Genomic DNA, 20,883 nt, shown 5'->3' with positions numbered 1-20,883 from the left:
GGTCGGCGATGCTTACGCGCTCTTCGTCCGGTCGATCGACTTGCTGGTCAGATACCCGGCATGACTAAGGCCGAGCAGCGCCAGCAGCCCTTCGCTGACGGCCGGGAATTCCGTGATCGCCCCGGGAGCCCGGCTGCCGAACATGTGCAGCAGCAGCGCGCCGTAGCTAAGCGCGGCGACGAGCGTGAAGAAGAACATTTGCAGCTTGGCGATATCGACGTACGCGGCGTCCTTCAGCTCGTCGCCCTTGAACAGATCTGTCCAAGAAGCCTCCGCAAAGTTGGGACGGACGCTCAAGATGCCGTCGCTGCCTGCGACCGCGGCGGGCTGCAGCTTCGCCGCTTCGTCGTCCGCGATCGTCTTGGCTTGCTTGTTCATGTGGATAAGCGGCGTGGCGACGAGCGATGTGAAGCTGATGCCCATCAGCGCCCAGAGATGCCAATCCAGCGCGACGTTCAGCGCCGCCTCGCTATCTTGCAGGCCGTAGATGCGCAGCGAAGCGGCCGTGTAATAGGCGGAAAGCAGCACAATCGTCCAAAGCACCGTCTGAAACCGCGAGAGATCCATCAGATTGCGTTCGTTGACAAGCAGCCCGAAGGTCTTGCCGGTTATGCGAAGGCTGACGATCAGGAAGAAGCAGGCCATCAGCAGCAGCGTCGCGATCCACAGGGCGCCTTGACCGGCGTCCATTCGTTCGTTCAAGGCGGCCGCCAGCTTCTGCTGGGCGCCGGACAATACCGGGGCAGTGTCGCCTTGCCCGCTTGCGGCGGCCAAGATCCGGTTCGCTTCCGCCTTCATCACGCGTGGATCGGCTGCCTCCTGCTCCGTCAGCGCTTTGCCGAACAGCTCCCGGTCCAGCTCGATGACCAGCTCCCGCGTCTCGGGCTTCGTCAAATTCGCGTGAACGAGGAGGCCGGGAAGCACGAGCATCAGCGCGATTATGCCGAGAAGCCCGGTGAATCCGGTCAGGCCGACCTTTCGCGGCAGCGGGGAGAGCCGCAGCTCCGCCATAAGCCGCTCACGCTCCTTCCACTTTGAAGCCGCCGCCGTCGCCGTTCGCGATATTCGTGTCGACCGGAATGCCGGCGACCGTCGCGCCGGCCATCTGCTTAATGTTCCACTGCTCGAACTTGCCGTAGCCGCTCCACCCGCGCGATTCCGCGAGCCACGCATACCGGATGCCGGGGCTTCCTCCGAAGGCGTCGAGCATGCTGCCGCACGTCAGGCCCGATCCGTAGATGCCGACGTCATACCGGACGCCGGCCGCTTCTTCCTCCCGGAAGGCATCGAGCACGCCGCGCATGTAACGGTTGACGGCGCCGGACAGGTCCGCGCGCGACGCGTCGTAATCGACCGTGAAATAAATCGGCGTGCCGGCCGGCTGGCCGACCGAGCGGGCGCAGCGGTGCGCGTCGCGTCCGTCCTTCTTGCCGGCTTCGTACGAGAAGTAGTCCGGCGACGTCGGATAGCCGTTCTCCCATACCGCGACGACGTGCAGCCCCGCGCCCGACAGCGCCTCCGCTTCTTCGCGGGTCAGGTTCTTCCCCGGATTGTTCCGGTTGTAGTAGCGGCATACAAAATCGTAACCGGCTTCCTTGATGCTTCTTGCGAGCGAATGGCAATTGACCGTCGTATCGAGTCCTCTTCCCACTTGCGCTCCTCCTTTCGCGTTCCATGCGGTATTGTCTTGCTACATCCGTTATACCGCGAATGACTGTCATGGCGGCAGTTACGCCCGTCATCGATTTTGTCATGTGACGCAAAAAAGCATCCGACCGTTTCCGGTTCGGATGCGAAATGCGAACGAAGCTTACGAGAACGCAGCTTATGAGACTGCAGCCTATGAACCGCAGCCTATGAGACTGTTGCCTATGAGACTGTTGCCTATGAATCGCAGGCCTATGAAACTCTAGCTTATGAAATGCAGTCTATGAGACTGCAGCCTATGAATCGCAGGCCTATGAAACTCTAGCTTATGAGATGCAGTCTATGAGACTGCAGCCTATGAATCGCGGGCCTATGGCCGCGTCAGCCAGTCCTGCAGGGCAAGGAGCGCCTTGGCGCGGTCGCTTACGCCGATTTTGGAATAGATCACGCTCACGTAATTGCGGACGGTTCCTTCGTGCATGAACAGCTCCTTGGCGATCTGCTTGTTGGTCATGCCTTCCGCCATCAGCTTGGCGACTTCCGCTTCGCGCCCGGTGAGGCGGAGCTCCCGGCGAAGACCGCCGCGGGCTTCCGCGTCCAGCTCGGCCGCCGTCGTCCGGCGCGTTAAGTTGGCCGCCAGCTTCGCGGCAATGACGGCCGGCATCATCAGCTTGCCGCTCGCGGCGTCGCGCACCGCTTCGATGAGCCGATGGCCTTCCATATCCTTCAGCAGGTAGCCGCTGGCGCCGTTCGAGAGCCCGTCGAGAATGTACTTGTCTTCGGCGAAGGTGGACAGCAGGAGAACGACCGTGTCCGGCGCCTCCTCCTTCAACCGGCGCGTGCATTCGATCCCGTTCATGACGGGCATCTCGATGTCGAGCAGCACGAGATCCGGCTTCATCGCCCGGGCCATCTCCAGCGCCTGCAGCCCGTTCTCCGCCGTCCCCGCCACCTCCAGGTCCGGCTGCAGCTCCAAGATCGTCTGAAGCCCATCCCGCATCAGGGCTTGATCGTCGGCAATGATTAACCGCAGCGGCGGCTTCATGGCAGCGCCTCCGATCCCGGGACGGCGCCCGCTAAGGGAAGCAGGATGCGCAGTTCCATCCCCGCTTGCGGAGCCGCCTCCAAGCATAAGCTGCCGTGCGCGAGCTCGACCTGGTCCCGCAGGGCGCCAAGGCCGAAGCCGAAGGCAAAGGCGCGCGGAACGAGACCGTCGTTGCGCAGCGAGAACGCGATGCGGCGGTCGCCGGAAGCGTAAGCGAGCTTGAAATGGAAGCGCGTGCTCCCGCCGTGGCGAATGCCGTTCGTAAGCCCCTCCTGCAAGGCATGGCAGAGCAGCTTGACGTGGAAGAAGCTCAGCTTCGGCATCGGTTCGATCTCGCAATGGATGCGGACGCCGGCATGCGCCTCCGTGTCCCGGATCAATCTGGCGAGGTCCCGCTGCAAATCGACGGTTTCCCGTTCATCCGCCAGCTGATGGACCGAGCTGCGGATTTCGTCCAGCCCTTTGCGAACGAGCTGACTGGCCAGGTTCATCTTCTCGGATACCCGGTCGGCATCGATGCCGACCAAGTGCTTACCGGCTTCAAGCTGCACGACCGCGGCGGTGAGCGTGTGGCCGACGACGTTATGGATATCCCGCGCGATCCGGTTGCGTTCTTCCAATACCGACACCTCCATCATGGCTTCGTACGCGTGCCGGATGGAGGCCTGCAATTCGCGCGCGCGCGCCTCCAGCTCCCGCGTCCGTTCGCGGACGCGCTGTTCGAGCGTATCGTGGGCGGCGGCGATGCCGGTTAAATACCGATACGTCCGGATCGACGTATACACCGTGCTGAACAGCTTCGTGCTGGTCAGCTCCGTCTTTTCTTTGTAATCGCTGATATCGTAGGACCGGATGACCGCATGCTCGGGCGCTTGCCCGGGCTGCCCGGTCCGCAGGATGATCCGCACCAGCCGGTTGCCCATCTGCTCGCGCACGCGCTTGACGAGCTTCAGGCCGGCATCGTCCTCTTCCATGACGACGTCCAGGAGCACGATCGCGATGTCGGGATGCCGTTCCAGGACGGCGGCCGCCTCGATGGCCGAATACGCGCTGAAGAACTGCAGCTTGCCGTCTTCGAACGTATGCCCTTCCAGCACCAGCTTCGTGACTTTATGAATATCCGGGTCGTCGTCGGCGATGAGAAATTTCCAATACAGCGCCGTTTCCTCTTCGGCGTCGTCGTCGGCGATCAAATGCAGCGCGTCGGACGCGTCAATCATGCTATCGCTCATCCCGTCCCCTCCAATGTTGCGCGTGGTAACGGCAATACCAGTTGGAACGCCGTTCCGTGTCCGGCCACGCTGTCGCAGACGATCGTACCGCCCCAGGTTTGGACGACCAGGTTATAGACGACGCTGAGTCCGAGACCGGTTCCGCCCCGCCCGCGCTTCGTCGTCACGAACGGATCGAAGATCCGCGGGATCAGCTCCGGTTCGATCCCTTTGCCGTCGTCCGCATACGTCACGGTCAGCGCTTTCGCGTCGGCCTCGGCGCGAATGACGATCGTCCCTGCTTGACCGTCGTCGTACGCATGCAGCAGCGAATTGAGCAGCAGATTGGTCATGATGTGATAGAAGGCGCCCGGGAATCCGACGGTTGCGAGCGACGGCTCGATGTGCAGCACGACGCGATGGCGGCTTTGTTTCAGCTTCGGCGAAATGCTCAGCAGGATTTCCTCCATGTATGCCCTTACGCCGAAAGACCGCCGTTCCTCGAACGTCTGGTCGACGGCCACCTGCTTGAAGGTGGCGATCAACCGCTCGGCTCGCCGCAAATTGCCGAGCAGGATGTCGGCGGTTTCCGAGGATTCGGCCAAGTACGCCTCCAGCTCGCTCTTGCGCAGCCCGCCTTCGCCGTAACGCGCGAGCAGCGCCTTCGTTCGCTCGGCGAGATGGGACGAAGCCGTCACGCCGATTCCGATCGGGCTGTTCATTTCGTGCGCGATGCCCGCGATCAGCTCGCCCAGCGATGCGAGCTTCTCCGCTTGAATCAGCCGGTTGCGGGCCTGTTGCAGGGAGGCGAGCGCTTCCTCGAGCTGCTCGGTCCGTTCCTTGACGCGGCGCTCGAGCGCGCGGTTCCAATGCGCCAGCCGCAAATGAAGCCGGATGCGGGCCAGCAGCTCGCGCTTGACGACCGGCTTCGTCAAATAATCGTTGGCGCCGGCGTCGAAGCCTTCGATCACGTCGACGTCCAGCGGCTTCGCGGTCAAGAAGATGACCGGCAGTTCGCCTGCCGAATACCGTTCGCGGATACGCGCGCACAGTTCGAAGCCCGACATCCGCGGGAGCATGACGTCCAGGATCGCAAGGTCCGGCTTGAAGCCCGATTCGAGGCGCATCAACGCCTCCTCGGGATCGGCGGCTTCGATGACGTCGTAGCCGTCCATCGTCAAGTGGTTGCGCAGCACCTGCAAATTGACCGCTTCGTCATCCACGATCAGGATGCGCGCGCCGGATAACCGGCTGCCGTCCCCGTCCTCCTCCTCCGCACCCGGCTCGCGCATCGCAGCCATGTCCTCGGTCTCCGCGGCCGTCCGGCTTCCGGTCCTGGCTTCCCGACGCGGTACGCCCGCTGCCGCTTGCGGCATAGGAGCCGTTTGCCGGGCCGGCCGCGGAAGGGTGAACACGATGCAAGCCCCGCCGTCCGGCGGCGTCTCGATGCGAATCGTTCCGCCGTGCAGCTCGACAAGCTTCTTCGTGACGGCCAGGCCGAGCCCCGTTCCTTCCCGCCGGACGCCGCCGGCTTGCTCGTAGGCGTCGAATATGCGCGCCCGGACCGCCTCCGGAATGCCGCTGCCCGTATCGGTTACCCGAACTTCGACGTCGCCTCCCGCTTCGGACGCCGACACCGCAATGCTGCCGGAATCCGTAAACTTGACGGCGTTGCCGATCAGATTATGCAGAATCTGCTGCAGCCTGTTCTCGTCAGCCGAGACGTTCAGCCGTCCAGGCACGTCGTTTGCCAGCCGCACCCTTCGGCCGCCCAGCAGCGGCTCGTTCAGCTGCAGCGCGACGCCGACGGCGCTCCGCAAGTCGATATCCGAGCGGATCAGCGTCAGATCTTTGTGCTTCAGCTGGGCATAATCCAACACGTCCCCGACGAGCGCGGCCAACCGCCTGCCGCTCGAGACGACCAGCTGCAGGTTATGCACGGCTTGCTCCGGCAGCTCGCCGGCTACGCCGTCGATCAGCGATTCGGACAGCCCGATCATGCCGTGCAGCGGCGTCCGCAGCTCGTGCGACGTTTGGGCCAGGAATTCATCCTTCGTTTTATCCATGTCCAGGAGCCGGCTGGACATCCGCTCGACTTCCGTGAAGGCCCGCACGAACCGCCCCGCCAGAATGAGCGACTGCATCGCGATGAAGATCAGCAAGCCGTAAGGAGCGAGCGACCCGAGATGGGTTATCTCGCTCATGTACAGGAAATCGTGAACGATCGTGCCGGACAGCCCCGCGAAGCCGATCATGAACGTCAGCGTGCCCGCCTGGCGGTCCCGCATCGCCCGAATCAGCACGTACAACGTATACCCGATGAAGCCGCATGTCAGCAGCTCGTAAGGGATAAGCAGTTTATCGTACCACCGCTGCGGGGTGAGCAGGCAGAACAGCGTGGCCGCGGCTCCGGATGCTTGCATCGCAACCACGATCGGCCGGGCGAAGTAGCGGGGGTAAAGCGAACGCACGAACATCGCGATCATGATGCTGCAGAAGAAGAACACGGCATAGGGTACTTTGCAGAACAGCTCCCAGTTCATGTCCGGGAACCAATTGTAAATGTAGCGATCGTTCACGAACGGAATGCGGACGGCGACGAACAGCGAGAACAGGCCCAGGTAGAGCGCGGAATGCTCGCGGCGCCGCAGGGCATAGAGCACAAGGTGGTACAAGGCCATGATCGTGCACGCCCCGAAGGCGATGAACGTCCCTTCCATATTCCGCCGGTAGAGCGCTTCGATCCGCGCATCCGATCCCAACTGAATGGCGTTCTGGAAGCCGCTCTTCGTATAGCTGTAGTTCGCGAGCTGCACGACGATCTCCAGCTCCTGCTCGCCCGGCGATGCGCGGAATGGCGCCGTCTGCACGATCTGCCGCGCCACCGTGCTTCCCTTGTCCTTGCCCACCGTTCCCGCGGAAGCGACGAGTTCGCCATTGACCCAAATCCGGTAGGCGGAGAAAATGTTGTTCACCTTGAGCGCCATAACGCCGTCCTGGGGATCCGTCCGCACCTTCAAGCGCAGGGTCGCATAGCCGTCGGCCGGATAGTTCGCGCCCGCCGCATGACGATTCCAATAACCGGGCGTCGTAAAATAGCCGGTTGGCTGCGGGGCTTTGCCGTCGCGGAAGTCTTCCGGCGTCCATAACGCCGACCAGTAGAACGCCCAGTCGCCGTTCAAGGCCACGATTCCGTCCTGCCGCGAATCCCAGCCCGTCAGATCCAGGATCCCGCGATCCGCCCGAGGGGACGAAGCCGGCTCCGCGCCGACCGCGCGTTCCCCGCAGCAAGCCAGTCCGATCAAGAAGAGCAGGATCAGCGGCAGCAGACGCGTCCGATTACGCATCCTGCAAGGTCAGCAGTTCGTCGGCAAGCGCGTAGCCGCTCGTCAGCGGGAGATCGGTTCTGTCCGAGAGGTCGATCGGCCGGTAACCGTTCGACGGCATCGACCTGTCCATGATGCCAAGCCGCATGTACGTTTCCGCGGCCAGCTCGCTGCAGAAGAAGCTCTTGAAACCCGCTTGCACGCGGAGCATCCGGCCTTCGAGCAGCTCGAACGCCATTCGCTCGAGCGAAGGGAACGACGCCTCGTGCACCTCTTCGATGAACGCCTTCAGTTTGGCCAGCATGCCATCGTTCCGTTCCCCCTTCAGCAGGCGGAACGCGAATAGGGCGTCATAGCCGTCGCTGACGTCCGTGGCGATCCGTTCCTTGAGCGTGACGAGCATCGGCCCCGTTTTGATCCGGTGCTCCAGCACGTCCTCGAGCGTCTGCGTCGTGGTCGACTCCCAGAAGAGCGGTTCTTCGAAGCCCGGCAATCGGACCACCATCCCGATATGCGACCAGGGCGAGCCCTGCATCGCCTCCACTTGGAGGGCTTCCGTAAAGATCCCGTGACAGAACAGAAGATCCCCCGTCTGCAGGCTGCCTTCAATCTCATCGTATGTAACGCGCTTGGTCTTCATCATTTCCCTCCTCGTCATATGGAAAATATGTGCAATGGCTCCTTCATTGTAACAAATCATCCGCTTGGTGTGCAGCGCGCATTTTGCGTAATCGGCCTGAAAACCGCATGGTTTCGATCTCGGCGATCTTCGTATTGGGTCTAGGGATTACGCCGCAGGCATCACGAGGCCAATAAAAAAAGCCGGGCTATTCGCCCTGGCTTGGTTTCTTGCTTATGCTCGTAATTTCGAACGCTTCCTTGGGAATCCCGAGCTCATGGGCCTTCTTCTTTTTGATCAGATAGGCCTGCTGCAAGCTGGTCGCTTTGAACGTCAATTTGGTGCCGGACGGATCCTCGAAGACATAATAGCATTTTTTGTTGGACATGAACGGAACGTCTCCCTGTCTTTGGTTACTGGCCGCTTTATTGAGGCTGCATGCTGCTACCTATTTTGTCCGCGCGGCTTGTTTATATACCATCTGCCGCGGAACAACGGAGCCCCGCCTTGCAAGCCGTCGTTCATTTCATGTAGCGATAGGCCAGGAGGTTCTTCAAATTCGCGATTTTCTCCTGCAGCTTCTCCCCGACGTTGGTGACCCTCACCAGCTTCCGCTCCAGCTCTTTGTCCACCAGCCTTTTAACCGACAACACGTCCGTTCCGTTGCATAACACATCTTCTTTCGAAATGAATTTCTGATGCGCGACGAGCTGCATGCCGAAGGAATTGTACAACAAGGTATATCCGGCGATGCCCGTCGTGGATTGATACGCTTTGGAAAACCCGCCGTCGATGACGATCATTTTGCCGTTTGCTTTAACGGGGTTCTCGCCGCGGATTTCCCTTACCGGGGTGTGGCCGTTGATGATATGCCCGTGATCCGGATTCATATCGAACTCCTGCAGGATTTTCCGGCAGGTCTCCTCGTTCTCGCGCAGATGGTAATAGGGGTTCTTTCGCTCCTTATACGTTTCTTTATCCGCGATAAAGTACCGTTCGAAGGTGGTCATCTCCCGCTTCCCGAAGAGCGAGGAGCATTCCCCTGTCCAGATGTACCACACCATGTCGGTCGCCAGATCGTCCGTCTCTTCCGGATGCGCGAAGGCGTAGCGTAAATAGGATTCGAAGACATCGAGCAGCTTGCGGCCCGAATACGTCTTGTCTTCAATTTGCATTTCTTCCATGTTTCCATCTTCATCCAGAGGAATGCAGCCGTGAAACAACAAATTCCCGTTGTACTTTAAATACAGGCTGCCTTGTTTCATCAGAAAATTCATATGCCTGGCCAGCTTCTCGGAATGCTGCACGGAGAACAACAGCTTGTCCAACACCTGCTTCTCCTCCTCCAGCAGCTCTTCGGGCTGAAGCGGATTAACGGTGGCGAAGCAGGTGTGTTGCAGCGGGTACGTTTTTTCGCCGATGCGGATTTCGTTTTTGTCGTAATCGACCAGCTCCAGCAACCGCCGCTTCGACATATTAAAGTAGGGACGCCGCTTGATGATCGGAATTTCCAGCTTGAACTGGATCATGGCAATGGCTTGATGGATTTTGGTAATCTGCAAGACTTCCTGCTCCGAACCGTCATGGTCGGTCTGCAGCTTCGGCTTGAAGGCCGGATTGTCGCCGTAGTATTTCTCCGCCAGGTTCAGCAGCGGGCGAAGATTGATGCCGTACACGTCTTCGATGATGTCGAGATTGTCGTATCGGGCGCAGATCCGGATAATATTCGCGAGGCAGACCAGGGAACCCGCGTAGGCGCCTATCCATAGGACGTCATGGTTCCCCCACTGAATGTCGACGGAGTGGTAGTTGATCAGCGTATCCATGATTTTATCCGGCTCCGGCCCGCGGTCGTAGATATCGCCGACCACGTGAAGATGGTCGACCACCAGGCGCTGGGTCGTGTAAGCAAGGCCGATAATGAGCTTGTCCGCCTGGCCCAAGGAGATGACCTGCCGGTAGATTTCCTCGTAATAAGGGTCCTTGTTGTTGGTCGAATCCGTCTTGTAGAGCAGCTCTTCCACGATATAGACGAACTGCTCCGGCAGCGCCTTGCGCAACTTCGCGCGCGTATATTTGGAAGAGGCGAACGAGATAAGCTTCAGCATGTGTTCGATCGTATCCCTGTACCATCGGTTCAAGGCTTGCTTATCGCACAGGTCTGCCTTGACCAGACGGATTTTTTCTTCCGGATAATACACCAACGCCGTAAAATCATTGATGTCATGCTCCGTCCACGCCTCGCGGAACACGGCTTTGATTTTCTCTTTGACGGTACCCGACCCGTTGCGCAGGACATGCTGAAACGCCTGGAACTCTCCATGCAAATCGCTGACGAAATGCTCCGTTCCCTTGGGAAGATCGGAGATCGCTTCCAGGTTGATGATTTCGGTGACGACTTTTTCTTCCGTATCGTATTGCTGGGCCAATAAATCGAGAAACTGCGCGTCCAAAACGGTTGTCCTCCTTCAAGGAATATGGCGATGCAGACGAGTTTTTTATGACGGGACTAGCCGCTAATGGTTATTATACCTGAAATTTCCCGTGCAAGCCCCGCAAACCCCCCGCCGCTTGATCCGCACTGCTCGAGACACGCGCGATTACCCGGCGGTTTGCCGCATGCGCCTGCCGCTCGCGACCGTGGCGATCCACAGAATCAGCGGAATGCCGATTCCGCATACCGGGAAGGCGTTATACGACCACCATCTGAAGAACGGCCCGAACATGGTGGCTCCCGGACTTAGCATCGCCGTCGCGAACACCGCGGGGCCGAGGATCCAGATCAACGCGTACCAATTCTTCAGCTTGAGCCACAGCGACATTTCGTAGCTGACGACGAACAGATGCACGGACAGGATCGCCGTAATGCCGAAGATCCAGAGCGAAAACATGAAAATATCGATCTGTTGAATGAACTCCATAATGTCGACGGTCCGCATATACGAGAAGAACGGATCCTGCAGCCTGGCCGCAAGCGCGGGACCGAACACCGCCAAGGAGAGCACGGTGATTACGACAAAAGGAAGGATCGTCCCCGCGATCGCGATCGACGATAGCAGCGATGCTTTGCGGGGATGCGCCATGAAGGCGACGAGCACGAGCAGCAGCAGCGATTCGCCCCCGAGCAGCGTCGTCAAGGGAACCGCCCCCTTCGCGATCTGCTGCCATCCGTTGTCGTAATAAACGGGCAGCACGCGTTCCCACCTCAAATTGCGGCCGTTCAGCGCGAAGCTTACGAGGGTCGTAATAAAAAACAACGGGCCCACGACTTCGTTATATCGTCCGATTCCGCCGATTCCGCCATGCGCGGCATACATCATCAGAATCGATAGAATCAGCATGACCACCCATACGGGCGCTTTGTCGAGCAGCACGCTCTGAATGAAATCCCCGCTGTAACGCAAAATCATCACGGATATCGATAGCCAAGCGGCAAAATACGGCAGGACGACGATACGGCCGAACCAAGGTCCCAACACCGTCCGGCTAAAGCCGAACAGGGTCTGACCCCGGTGCATCAGGCTCAATCGTACGAGAAGCAGCGTGAGGACGGTCACGGACGCGCCGGCGATCAGAATCGAGATCCACGCATCCTGCTTCGCCTCGACGATCGCGGTCTTGATGAACGGCACGAAATTGCAGCCGTCAATGATCAGCAGCGTCCAGACGAGCTGCGTTCCCGAGAGCGTCGTGAGTCCCTTTACCCGCATGTTCCGATCCCTCCTCCCTGTCCGCCGGCTGCACGGATCCATGCTCGTCGATCGGAGACGTCACGAGTCCCGAATTGCGCACGCAGGTCAACTTGACCTGAACCGCGACCTGAAGCTCCGCGAAGCGGTCGTTCCAATTTCCGCTCACCGTCTTCCATTGCACGGGATGCTGGCGGTGTAAGGCTTCGCCGAAGCCGAAAATGTCGGCGCGGTATTCGCGCTGAACCTTGGCGATCAGCGCTTCGATCTCCCGTTTCGTTTTGCCGTTAAGGGCTTGTTCGATCGCGTGCCGGTCCGCGGCCAGCGTCGGGTTCAGACTTGAATTGTTCTCCACGATCGCCCCGTTCCCGGACAGCCGAAGATCGACCGTGATGCGATTCCGCGCGATCCGCGTCCGGATGCTTTTGCGCAGCGATTCGAACGTCACGCTGATCGTATCCTTCGCGCTTCCCCCGATCGGCAGCGAGCTCTCGTACCCGTCTTGTTTGCCCGTGATCCAATTCGCGTAGATGGTTTCGTTGTCGTCCAGAAAGCCCACCATTCGCAGGCCCATTGCTTTATTGAACACGGCCGAACCGTAATAATACGGTTTTGACCGAGCCGTCAGGCCGATCGCCGGCACATATGGATCCAGGCCCTCGGTCAACGTATCCGACAGGAAATCGTGAAAGTAGACGTACCGCAGCCGGTAAATATCTTCCTGCCGTTTGATCGCCATCGCCGTGAACGGTTCGAATATCGCCTTTTGCTTCAGCACATCCTTGGCTTGGGCATCCTTCACGACGAACAGCTTCGAACGCAATTCGGATCGCGGATTCCGCACGAATTGATCGAGGAGACGGGGGATTCCGCGCTCCGCCAGACGCTGGCCGATCAGAATAACCTCGCGATGACCGGGAAACAGCTCGCGGGACAGCTCCTTTTGCGCATTGCGCATCGCGTCGTAGATGTTGATTCCGGCGGCGCTCGTCAATTCGTAGGCTTCTTGCGAGCCCCCTCCGCCTCCCCAGGCGTTTTCCCCTCCGCCGAAACCGGACGGAATCGCGATTTGGAAGCTGACCTCGAGCTTGCCGTCCTTCGTCAAATCCAGTCCGTCGCCCATGTCGAAGGCCAGATGGTCGGGTTCTCTGCGGTTGCCGCAGCCGGCAATGAGCGACAAGCTCAGGAACGCGAGCAGCAGCAAGCCCGGCTTGCGCGCGTTCACGCTTCCCCGCCTCTATCCCGCGGGACGGGTCCTTTGCGTTTCGTCAGGCGCTGCGGCCAGCGAATCCACCAATCCTTCAGCCATCGACCGACCGCCGGCGCGAGGGGCGAGAGATACGGCATGCCGAACGGCCGCAGCTGCACGAGATGGATCAGGATGGCCACGACCCCCGCCGTCAGCCCGAACAAACCGTACATGCCGGAAAGCACGAGCAGCGGGAACCGAAGCATCCGCAGCGGAATGCCGAACCGGTAGCGCGGGATGATGAACGAGGCGATGCCGGCCGCGGACACGACGATTACGATCGGCGAAGAGACGATGCCGGCGCTGACGGCCGCCTCGCCGATGACCAGCGCGCCGACGACGCTCACGAGCGGCCCGATCGGCTTGGGCAAACGGAGCCCGGCCTCCCTCAATCCTTCGAACATGACTTCCATCATGAGCACTTCGATTACGGTCGGGAACGGCGCCCTTTCCCGAAGCGCCGCGATGGTGATCATCAGCTTGCCGGGTATCAACTCCTGATGGAAATTGGTCAGCGCGATATAGAAGGATGGCAGCAGCACCGAGAACGCCGCGAAGAAATAACGGATGGACCGGTTCAGGACCACGTAGAGGAACCGCTCGTAATAATCGTCGGGTGCCTGCAGCCCGCTCCAGAACGTCATCGGCACGATCAGGGCAAACGGCGTGCCGTCGGCGATGACAACGACTTTCCCTTCCAACAGTCCTGCCGCGACGACATCGGGGCGTTCGCTGGTCATGATTTGCGGAAACGGAGAATAGTGCGTATCTTCGATCGCTTCCTCGATATACCCCGAATCCAAGATGCCATCGATCTCAATGCGCGCTACGCGCGCGCGGACTTCATCGAGAAGATCGGGGTCCGCGATTCCGTCCAGATAAGCGAGCGCGACGTCGGTTTGCGTGAGGCTGCCTACCGACATGGCTTCCAGCTTCAGTTTGGGCGTCGCGAATTTCATTCGCAGCAGCACGGTGTTCTGGCGGAGACTTTCGGTGAAGCTTTCCTTGGGCCCGCGAAGCGCGGGCTCGGAAGTCGATTCTTCGATGCCGCGGCCGGAAACCTGCTTGACCCCGGCGAGACAAGCGGTCGCTTCCCCGTCGGCGAGCACGGCAAGATCCCCCTTCAAGATGCGGGTGACGATTTCGCCGAACGCCGAGGACTTGCCGATCTGCAAGACGGCGAACAGCTGCTGCTCGAACGCCTTGGCGATACTGTCGATGGCTCCCAATCCCTGCGGCAGACCCTTGTATAACAAAGGCTGCAGCACGTTCGCGGCAATCAGCTCCACGTCGATCATGCCATCGACATAGACGAGCAGGATGGATCTATCTTCCTGCAGGGGAAGTTCGCGATACACGATATCCGAGCAGTTTCGGAACGCTCGTTCGAGGGCGAGCCGGTTGACGGACAGGTCTGCCCCGAGATCCGTGCGGGAAGCATCCGGCTCCGCGTCCTGCAAGCTAGACGGTTTATGCAGTTTTTGGTTTGCGAGTTTCGTCCAGTCCATATGCGGGCCACCTTGGATGAAGCAAATTATGGAAAACTTGCCAAAAGAATAGGCGTACTATTCCCCATATTGCAGTCCGCTATGCATGTTACCCGGGGCGGGATGAGGCGGCAAAACATAACCTCTATCCTCCCGCCGGCAAAATAAAAACGAACCGCATGATGCTGCGGTTCGTTTTGCTTTCAAGCTTGTCAAGGACGTGAATGGATGTCTGCCGCGACCAAGCATCGCCACATGCGCCTCCGCGCGCGGCAGCCCCGCATGGGACTTTCCCGTCTCGACCCTGATTTCCACGACTCCAGGTCCAAAATGTTATCGGGATTGCTGAAGCAATGGAGGCCCGATAATCAGTGTGTCGTTCCGCTCGGCCAGGGGCCCGATTTCCTCGAGCGAATATCGGCCGATTTCAAGGAAGAAATCATCAATACCGCCAGGCGCGAAGGTGAACAGGATCCGTCCCGTTTCAGGTCCGACATTCGCCCACGCATGAGGTAAGCCGCGCGGAACGACGACGCTTGTTCCCGGAGCAGCGTCGAATTCCTCCTCTCCGCATTGGAAACGGAACGTTCCTTCAAGAATTTCGAAGATTTCTTCCCGCTCGTTGTGAATATGCGTTGGCGGGCCCATTAAAGACGGCACCCGCGCTTCGATTACCGTTACCTTTCCGCCTGTTTGATTGCTGTGGATGCGGATGGTCATTTGCTCCCCGGGCATCGTATCGAACCATTTGAGATCCTTGGCATACGTAACGGCTGCTCTAGCTTCGGTTATAGTTGTCGGTTTCATCTGTCATTTCTCCTTGAATTCAAGTCGTTCGATTGTCAGCAACCAAGCAATTGGCTAGCTGGAATGAAAGGTGATCGTCAGCTCTTCTTTGAACCCCGCCCTTTGATACACCGTTCTTCCCATCGGGGTTGCATGGATAACCGCCAGCTTCGCGCCTTGTTGCCGCGCGACGCCTAATCCATACGCCAGCACCGTTTGAGCCAATCCTCTTGAGCGGTAAGCTTTTGCCGTTGCGACGCTATAGATGCCTACGACATCGCCATCGATAAAGGTACTCAACGTAGTCACGGGCACGCCGTCCAAATAAGCCAGATAATGTTGAATGGGAGACGAATCCTGATTGGGGCCGTCTACGAATACTTTGCAATATAGGTCCGCCATCGGCTCCGGGATGCTAAAGCCGGCCAGAACGGTCTTTCTATAATCCTCCAACTCTTGCGCTTCCCGTACCGATCGAACCTCCAGACCCGGGATATCCGGTAAACGCGACCGCCAGCCATTCAGATCAAGTCCCATTCCGACAAGGACTTCGCTCGGCATTAAATCATGAATTGCAAGGGCTCGGTTAACGACTTCGTCGGGCTTGTGAGAATAGGTCAACCAACGCAATTTCTGGCCGCGATGATGGTACAGCGTCTTCATGGTTTTGATTTCTTCCAGGGGATCGATCCCTTCGGAAGGCGCATAGTTGACTACGCTATTGAATAAGGCAAAGGGAACGTCGGATTCAAAGCGTTGGATGCGATCCGTTCGAATAAAGGCGAGCAACTGGCTGAGTTCGCCTAGGACTTCACCGGAGCGAATGAAGTTTTTTATGATCGCGTCTTGCACGGACGACAATTCAATCTCCTCCATATCTATAAGGCTAAACGGTTAGAGGGTAAGCTGCGTCATGAACCCTTTGTCATAGCGGTCGCCGGACGCAACTCCGACGGGAGCGGCTTCGTCGAGCTTGGCCAACTCTTCTTTCGACAGCACGATATCCGCTGCGGCGACATTTTCCTCCAGATATTGAATCCGCCGGGTACCGGGGATCGGGACGCCGCCCTGCGCGATGGTCCAGGCCAAAGCCAATTGCGAGGGCTTGATCCCCTTCTCTTTCGCGATTAGCGCGAGCGCTTCGACGATCCGCGTGTTGGCGTCCAAGTTTTTTCCGCTCAGCCGAGGGTCATAGTTGCGAAAGTCGGTAGGATCGAGTCGTTCCATCTTGAGTTGACCGGTCAAGAACCCGCGTCCTAGCGGCGAATAAGGCACGAAGCCGATGCCTAGCTCGCGAACCGTCTCCAACACGCCGTTCGACTCTACGCCGCGCTCGAATAGGGAATACTCGGTCTGTACGGCGGTAATGGGATGAACGGCGTGCGCTCGCCGGATGGTGCCGGCGGATGCCTCTGACAATCCGATGTGGCCGATTTTGCCCTCCGAGACCAGTTTGCTCATCGCCGCAATGGTTTGCTCGATCGGTACCTTCGGATCGATGCGGTGCAGATATACGAGATCGATATAATCGGTGTTCAACCGGCGCAATGACCCCTCGATTGCACGGATGATATGCTCCGGTTCGCCATTCACGACGGGTATGCCGTCAATGATGGCGAGCTGTCCTTCATCCGTGTAGCCGAATCCGACCTTGGTCGAAATCACTACGCGGTCGCGCATGCCTGCGAATGCGCGTCCAAGCAATTCCTCGTTGTGGAAGGGCCCGTAAACCTCTGCCGTGTCAAAGTACGTGATCCCGAGCTCGACGGCTCGGCGTAGCGTAGCCAGGCTCTCTTCGTCGTTGCTCGGTCCGTAGGTCGTGCTCATGCCCATGCAGCCCAGGCCTTCCAGGCTCACTTGTAAACCCGTTGTTCCCAATTCTACTGATTTCATATGAAGTCTCCTTCTCTATCTTGATCGTTTGCGACGCTAGAGAGGCGCGCAACGCCATGCGTGCATCGTCTCCACGACGGGAGTCAGTCGCGGCTCCCGGGAATCGCTTGTCCATGAGGAAGGTGCAGCAGATCTTCGCTGATCGCCCAAAGCTTCTCGGCCGACGCCGGATCAATGGCCCACGACCGCACGCCATGCTGCAGCGGGCTGTCGGACGGCACGATCTCCGCGATGTCCACGTCTTCGCAATAGACGCCTCCTTTTCCGTCCAGCATCGGACTGACCGCGCACCATACGGATGTCGCGGCGCCTTGCTCGGCGGTTTTGAAGCCTCCGGCGGAGGTAAGCGTGCCGTCTTCGTTCCGGATCACGCCCCAAGCGGCCAATTCCGCGTTGCTTAAGTGCCGGGTCAGCCCCGAAAGGATGGCGCCGGGATGAACCGCGAACGCGCGCACGCCTTGCTCCCGTCCCCGTTTATCGAGCGCAACGGCGAACAATGCGCACGCGGTCTTCGACTCGCCGTAGGAGACGACCTTGTCGTACGGCCGCTTCGTGAATTGCAAATCATCGAAATCGATCGGTCCTGTCATATGGCCGATGGACGAAAGCGCGACGACGCGCGCGTTCCCCGAGCGCTTCAGCGCTTCCCATAAACCAACCGTCAGCTGAAAATGCCCTAAATAATTGGTGGCGAAATGCGTATCCAATCCCCGAGCGTCTTTAATCGTCGGCGGAAAGCTGACGCCTGCGTTCAAAATCAAGCTATCGAGCGCACGTCCGGAATTCCGGAAGGCGGCGGCGAACTCGTCGATCGAGGAAGGATCCGCGAGATCAAGCCGGAACACTTCGACATTTTTCAGCGGAGCGAGCGCTTCTTGCGCTTTAGCGACATCGCGGGCGCCGACGATGACGGTTGCGCCGGCGCCGGCAAGCGAGCGAGTCGTTTCCAACCCGATTCCTCCGGATCCGCCTGTAACGATCGCCACCTTTCCGCTCAGGTCTTGTCCGGCCAATACTTCTCGTGCGGTAGTGTCGGGTCCGTATCCCGATTGCAGGGGTTTTTGTTCGGTCTTCATCGGCGCGGTTGCTCCTTTACTATGGATTTAGACATAATACAAAAATCGTCTACATGTTTATAATAGATCGCTGGACAAAGTTTGTAAAGTGTATAAAATGGAGATATGGATGATACTAAGAAACAGCATATCGTTGAGACGGCATTGAAGGTGTTCTTCAAATACGGCTACAAGCGCGTATCGATGAACGAGATCGCGGAATCCGCGGGCATTTCGCGCGCGGGTCTTTACTTGTACTTCAAGAGCAAGGAGGAAATTTTCAACGCCGCGATTATTCACCACGGCGACATCCTCCTCCAGGAGATCAAGGACGGCCTGCCATCGCATGAAACGAAGGAGGACAAACTTTTATTCGCCTTTGAAGTATGGGCGATTCGTAACTTCGACGAATCGCTGCACTCGCCGGAACACAAGGAAATAACGGACAGCTCCTACCAGTTCGCGCGGGAAGCGCTGGACGCGAGCTACGAAAAATTGGAAACCGTGCTGGCCGCTTTGCTGGAAGTATACCCTGCCTCCGCGGGCGGCATCCCTCCAATGAGACTGGCCCATCTGGCGACGGGCGCGCTGCGCGGCTTTAAATCGGTTGCCTCCAGCTCGGACGAGCTTCGTCGTCTCCTTCAGGACTTGCTCCGTATCGTCGCTCCCGGCCAATAACGAGCTCCCCGCCGATACGCGTTGCAAGCCGCTGATTCCGGATGAACGTACACGTTGATCATGGAGAACCGCCAGGAAGCGTCCTGGCGGTTCTTTTTTTGCGCAAATAACGCGATCGAATGAATGCCCTGCCGGAGACGGGAAAACGCAGCTCCGGGTATGCGCTTGTTACGACTTCCCTGGTTTTAACGTGCTAAGTAGCCGCCATCTACGGGCAAGCCAATGCCGGTAACGAAGCTCGATTTGTCGGAGCACAGCCATACGATCGCATCCGCGATCTCTTCCGGTTCGGCAATTCTGCCCAGCGGATGCGCCGCGACTAACGCGCCGCTCCATTCGGGGTTGTCCTTGAGCATATTCGCGATGAGCGGCGTGTTCACCAAGCCCGGACACACGGCATTGACGCGGATGCCGAAGCTGGCGTAATCGAGCGCGGCGCTCTTTGTCAAGCCGATCTCGGCATGCTTGGACGCGACATAGCCGGAATAACCCGGGACGCCCGCGAGACCTGCCCCCGAGGAGATGTTCACGATCGATCCGTGACCTTGGGCGCTCATGAATTCGAGCTCGTACTTCATGGAATAGAACATGCCGCGTACGTTCGTGGCGAGCATCAGATCGAGGGTATCGCCGGCATAGTCGATCAGCGGACGGGCGTAATCGCCGCCGTCTACCCCCGCGCTATTAACGGCAAAGTCGAGGCGTCCGGCATCGCCGGCGGCTATCGCTACCGCACGGCGAACCGCCTCTTCTTCGCGAACGTCGGCGACGACGTATCCGGCGGTACCGCCGGCAGCCTCGATGAGCCGGACCGTTTCTGCCAACGTCGCGGCAGTGCGGCCCGCAACGGTCACGGTGCATCCCTCCGCCGCGAGCGCAAGGGCAGCGGCCCGGCCGATCCCGGAGCCTCCCCCGGTGATGAGAGCCGTCTTGCCGGCGAACGGTTGCGTGGTTGTCTGTGTCAAAATCTCGTCCTCCTCTTGTTCGATTAGACAATTATCATTAATCGTCTATGTGTTTATACTATACAAGTAGACATCTTTTGTAAAGTGAATAAAATGGAAATCGGACCAATCTTCCGCCCACGTCTAACTCGCCGCGAGACCGCTTCGGCTCCAGGATTGGCATGGCCGCAGGTTTTTTTGCCTGAAGTCCTTGAAATCGAAGGCTTCATCGGCTCCGCCGTCGAATAATCGGGATGTACGCTGTTTCTGATTCTGACGATCGAACGCTGGAAGGGAGCGCTGCAAGATCATGACAAGAATACCGGAGGATTTCCATGCGAAAATGATGTCCGTTTACGGTACGCGCGCAGAAGAGTGGGTTCGCTCGCTGCCGGATCTGATCGCGAAGAGCGAGGCGCAGTTCGGCATTAAGGCCGAAGCGCCGTTTGACAATTTGTCGTATAACTATATCGCGCACGGCATGAATGGCGAGGGAAAGCCGATCGTGCTCAAGCTTGCGTTCGAGAAAGACGAGCTTGCGAGAGAGATGCGAACCTTGTCCGCTTTCGCGGAAAAAGGAGCCGTGCACGTATTGGATCGGAACGACGAGCTCGGCGCTGCCGTGCTCGAACGCGCCATTCCGGGAACCCCTCTGTCCGCCGTCACGGACGACAACGCGGCGACGGCGATCTTCTGCGAGGCGTTCGCGCGTCTTCGCGGTCCGTTCGCCGGCGAGGAAGCGGACTTCCGGACGCTGCGCCGATGGTTCGAAGCTTTTGTCCGTTATCGCAGCCGCTTCGGAACGGATGGCCCGCTTCCCGAGCATTGGATGGTTCGGGCCGAAGAGACGCTGGAGGAACTGCTCGGGACGACCGCCGAAACGGTGCTCCTTCACGGCGATCTGCATCATGAGAATATTTTGCGGTACGGGGACGGCGGCTGGGCGGTCATCGATCCGAAAGGCATCATTGGCGATATTTATTTCGAAACGCTGCAGTACCTGCTGAATTACGTCGATCGGGACGGCGACTGCGATACGGTCCTGAGCCGCCGCGCGGCGATCATGTCGGATCGGCTCGGCCTTGATCGCGGCCGCATCGCGCGGTGGGGCATCGCCCGCGGCGTGCTCGAAGCCTGCTGGGCCGTCGAGGACGGCGCGGACTGGAAGGAAGGCATCGGCCTCTCGGAGCGGTTCATGAAGCTTCTGAACGAAGCGTGAACGACGAGACGCTGCCGCGTTCGCGGCCGCGTCAT

18 protein-coding genes are annotated in these 20,883 nt (G+C 59.1%); 2 read left to right on the top strand and 16 right to left on the bottom strand.

Annotated elements, in window-relative coordinates; translation table 11 throughout:
* Window positions 1-12: 12 nt before the first annotated feature.
* From I8J29_RS05080 to I8J29_RS05010, 15 genes are all read right to left on the bottom strand, one after another.
* Window positions 13-1,011, bottom strand: coding sequence for a hypothetical protein (locus tag I8J29_RS05080; RefSeq protein WP_208846576.1), 999 nt, complete (start codon window positions 1,009-1,011; stop codon window positions 13-15).
* A 7-nt stretch (window positions 1,012-1,018) separates the two neighbouring features.
* Window positions 1,019-1,651, bottom strand: coding sequence for a DUF1906 domain-containing protein (locus I8J29_RS05075; RefSeq protein ID WP_208846575.1), 633 nt, complete (start codon window positions 1,649-1,651; stop codon window positions 1,019-1,021).
* 366 nt (window positions 1,652-2,017) lie between these two features.
* Window positions 2,018-2,692 carry a response regulator gene (locus tag I8J29_RS05070; protein WP_240545895.1) on the bottom strand — a complete coding sequence of 225 codons (675 nt, stop codon included), beginning with the start codon at window positions 2,690-2,692 and terminating at the stop codon, window positions 2,018-2,020.
* Window positions 2,689-3,924 carry an ATP-binding response regulator gene (locus I8J29_RS05065; RefSeq protein ID WP_208846573.1) on the bottom strand — a complete coding sequence of 412 codons (1,236 nt, stop codon included), beginning with the start codon at window positions 3,922-3,924 and terminating at the stop codon, window positions 2,689-2,691. Before I8J29_RS05065 ends, I8J29_RS05070 begins: the two co-directional genes overlap by 4 nt.
* Window positions 3,921-7,250, bottom strand: coding sequence for an ATP-binding protein (locus tag I8J29_RS05060; RefSeq protein ID WP_208846572.1), 3,330 nt, complete (start codon window positions 7,248-7,250; stop codon window positions 3,921-3,923). The genes I8J29_RS05065 and I8J29_RS05060 overlap by 4 nt, the downstream gene beginning before the upstream one ends.
* On the bottom strand, window positions 7,243-7,869 hold the full coding sequence (locus I8J29_RS05055; RefSeq protein ID WP_208846571.1) for a hypothetical protein: 627 nt from the start codon (window positions 7,867-7,869) through the stop codon (window positions 7,243-7,245). Before I8J29_RS05055 ends, I8J29_RS05060 begins: the two co-directional genes overlap by 8 nt.
* Window positions 7,870-8,056: 187 nt before the next feature.
* Entirely contained in the window at window positions 8,057-8,236 is a 180-nt protein-coding gene (locus I8J29_RS05050) for a hypothetical protein (RefSeq protein WP_090643193.1), read from the bottom strand.
* Window positions 8,237-8,369: 133 nt separating this feature from the next.
* The gene (locus tag I8J29_RS05045; RefSeq protein ID WP_208846570.1) at window positions 8,370-10,301 is read right to left on the bottom strand and encodes a fructose-1,6-bisphosphatase; all 1,932 of its coding nucleotides are present in this window, start codon (window positions 10,299-10,301) and stop codon (window positions 8,370-8,372) included.
* 147 nt (window positions 10,302-10,448) lie between these two features.
* Window positions 10,449-11,558 carry a GerAB/ArcD/ProY family transporter gene (locus tag I8J29_RS05040; RefSeq protein ID WP_208846569.1) on the bottom strand — a complete coding sequence of 370 codons (1,110 nt, stop codon included), beginning with the start codon at window positions 11,556-11,558 and terminating at the stop codon, window positions 10,449-10,451.
* On the bottom strand, window positions 11,494-12,762 hold the full coding sequence (locus tag I8J29_RS05035) for a Ger(x)C family spore germination protein (protein ID WP_208846568.1): 1,269 nt from the start codon (window positions 12,760-12,762) through the stop codon (window positions 11,494-11,496). Before I8J29_RS05035 ends, I8J29_RS05040 begins: the two co-directional genes overlap by 65 nt.
* Window positions 12,759-14,294 carry a spore germination protein gene (locus I8J29_RS05030; RefSeq protein WP_208846567.1) on the bottom strand — a complete coding sequence of 512 codons (1,536 nt, stop codon included), beginning with the start codon at window positions 14,292-14,294 and terminating at the stop codon, window positions 12,759-12,761. Before I8J29_RS05030 ends, I8J29_RS05035 begins: the two co-directional genes overlap by 4 nt.
* A 312-nt stretch (window positions 14,295-14,606) precedes the next feature.
* Window positions 14,607-15,080, bottom strand: coding sequence for a cupin domain-containing protein (locus I8J29_RS05025; RefSeq protein ID WP_208846566.1), 474 nt, complete (start codon window positions 15,078-15,080; stop codon window positions 14,607-14,609).
* 54 nt (window positions 15,081-15,134) lie between these two features.
* Window positions 15,135-15,911, bottom strand: a complete 777-nt coding sequence (locus tag I8J29_RS34400; RefSeq protein ID WP_208846565.1) for a GNAT family N-acetyltransferase — start codon at window positions 15,909-15,911, stop codon at window positions 15,135-15,137.
* 42 nt (window positions 15,912-15,953) lie between these two features.
* A complete protein-coding gene (locus I8J29_RS05015) occupies window positions 15,954-16,952 on the bottom strand; it encodes an aldo/keto reductase (protein WP_208846564.1) in 999 nt (332 codons plus the stop codon).
* Window positions 16,953-17,035: 83 nt separating this feature from the next.
* Window positions 17,036-18,028: an SDR family NAD(P)-dependent oxidoreductase gene (locus tag I8J29_RS05010; protein WP_208846563.1), complete on the bottom strand. Its 993-nt coding sequence runs from the start codon at window positions 18,026-18,028 to the stop codon at window positions 17,036-17,038.
* Between the two features lie 105 nt (window positions 18,029-18,133).
* On the opposite strand from I8J29_RS05010, the gene I8J29_RS05005 reads away from it, so the two are divergent.
* Window positions 18,134-18,685 carry a TetR/AcrR family transcriptional regulator gene (locus tag I8J29_RS05005; RefSeq protein ID WP_208846562.1) on the top strand — a complete coding sequence of 184 codons (552 nt, stop codon included), beginning with the start codon at window positions 18,134-18,136 and terminating at the stop codon, window positions 18,683-18,685.
* A gap of 185 nt (window positions 18,686-18,870) precedes the next feature.
* Here the strand turns inward: I8J29_RS05005 and I8J29_RS05000 are convergent, their stop codons facing one another.
* The gene (locus tag I8J29_RS05000; protein WP_208846561.1) at window positions 18,871-19,650 is read right to left on the bottom strand and encodes an SDR family NAD(P)-dependent oxidoreductase; all 780 of its coding nucleotides are present in this window, start codon (window positions 19,648-19,650) and stop codon (window positions 18,871-18,873) included.
* Window positions 19,651-19,939: 289 nt separating this feature from the next.
* Between I8J29_RS05000 and I8J29_RS04995 the strand changes: the two genes are divergently transcribed.
* On the top strand, window positions 19,940-20,848 hold the full coding sequence (locus I8J29_RS04995) for an aminoglycoside phosphotransferase family protein (RefSeq protein ID WP_208846560.1): 909 nt from the start codon (window positions 19,940-19,942) through the stop codon (window positions 20,846-20,848).
* Window positions 20,849-20,883: the final 35 nt, after the last annotated feature.

The sequence above is a fragment of the Paenibacillus artemisiicola genome (genome assembly GCF_017652985.1).
Classification (GTDB): domain Bacteria; phylum Bacillota; class Bacilli; order Paenibacillales; family Paenibacillaceae; genus Paenibacillus_Z; species Paenibacillus_Z artemisiicola.
The sequence above is the reverse complement of the archived record's forward strand: the minus strand, read 5'-3'. Positions and strand labels throughout refer to the sequence as shown.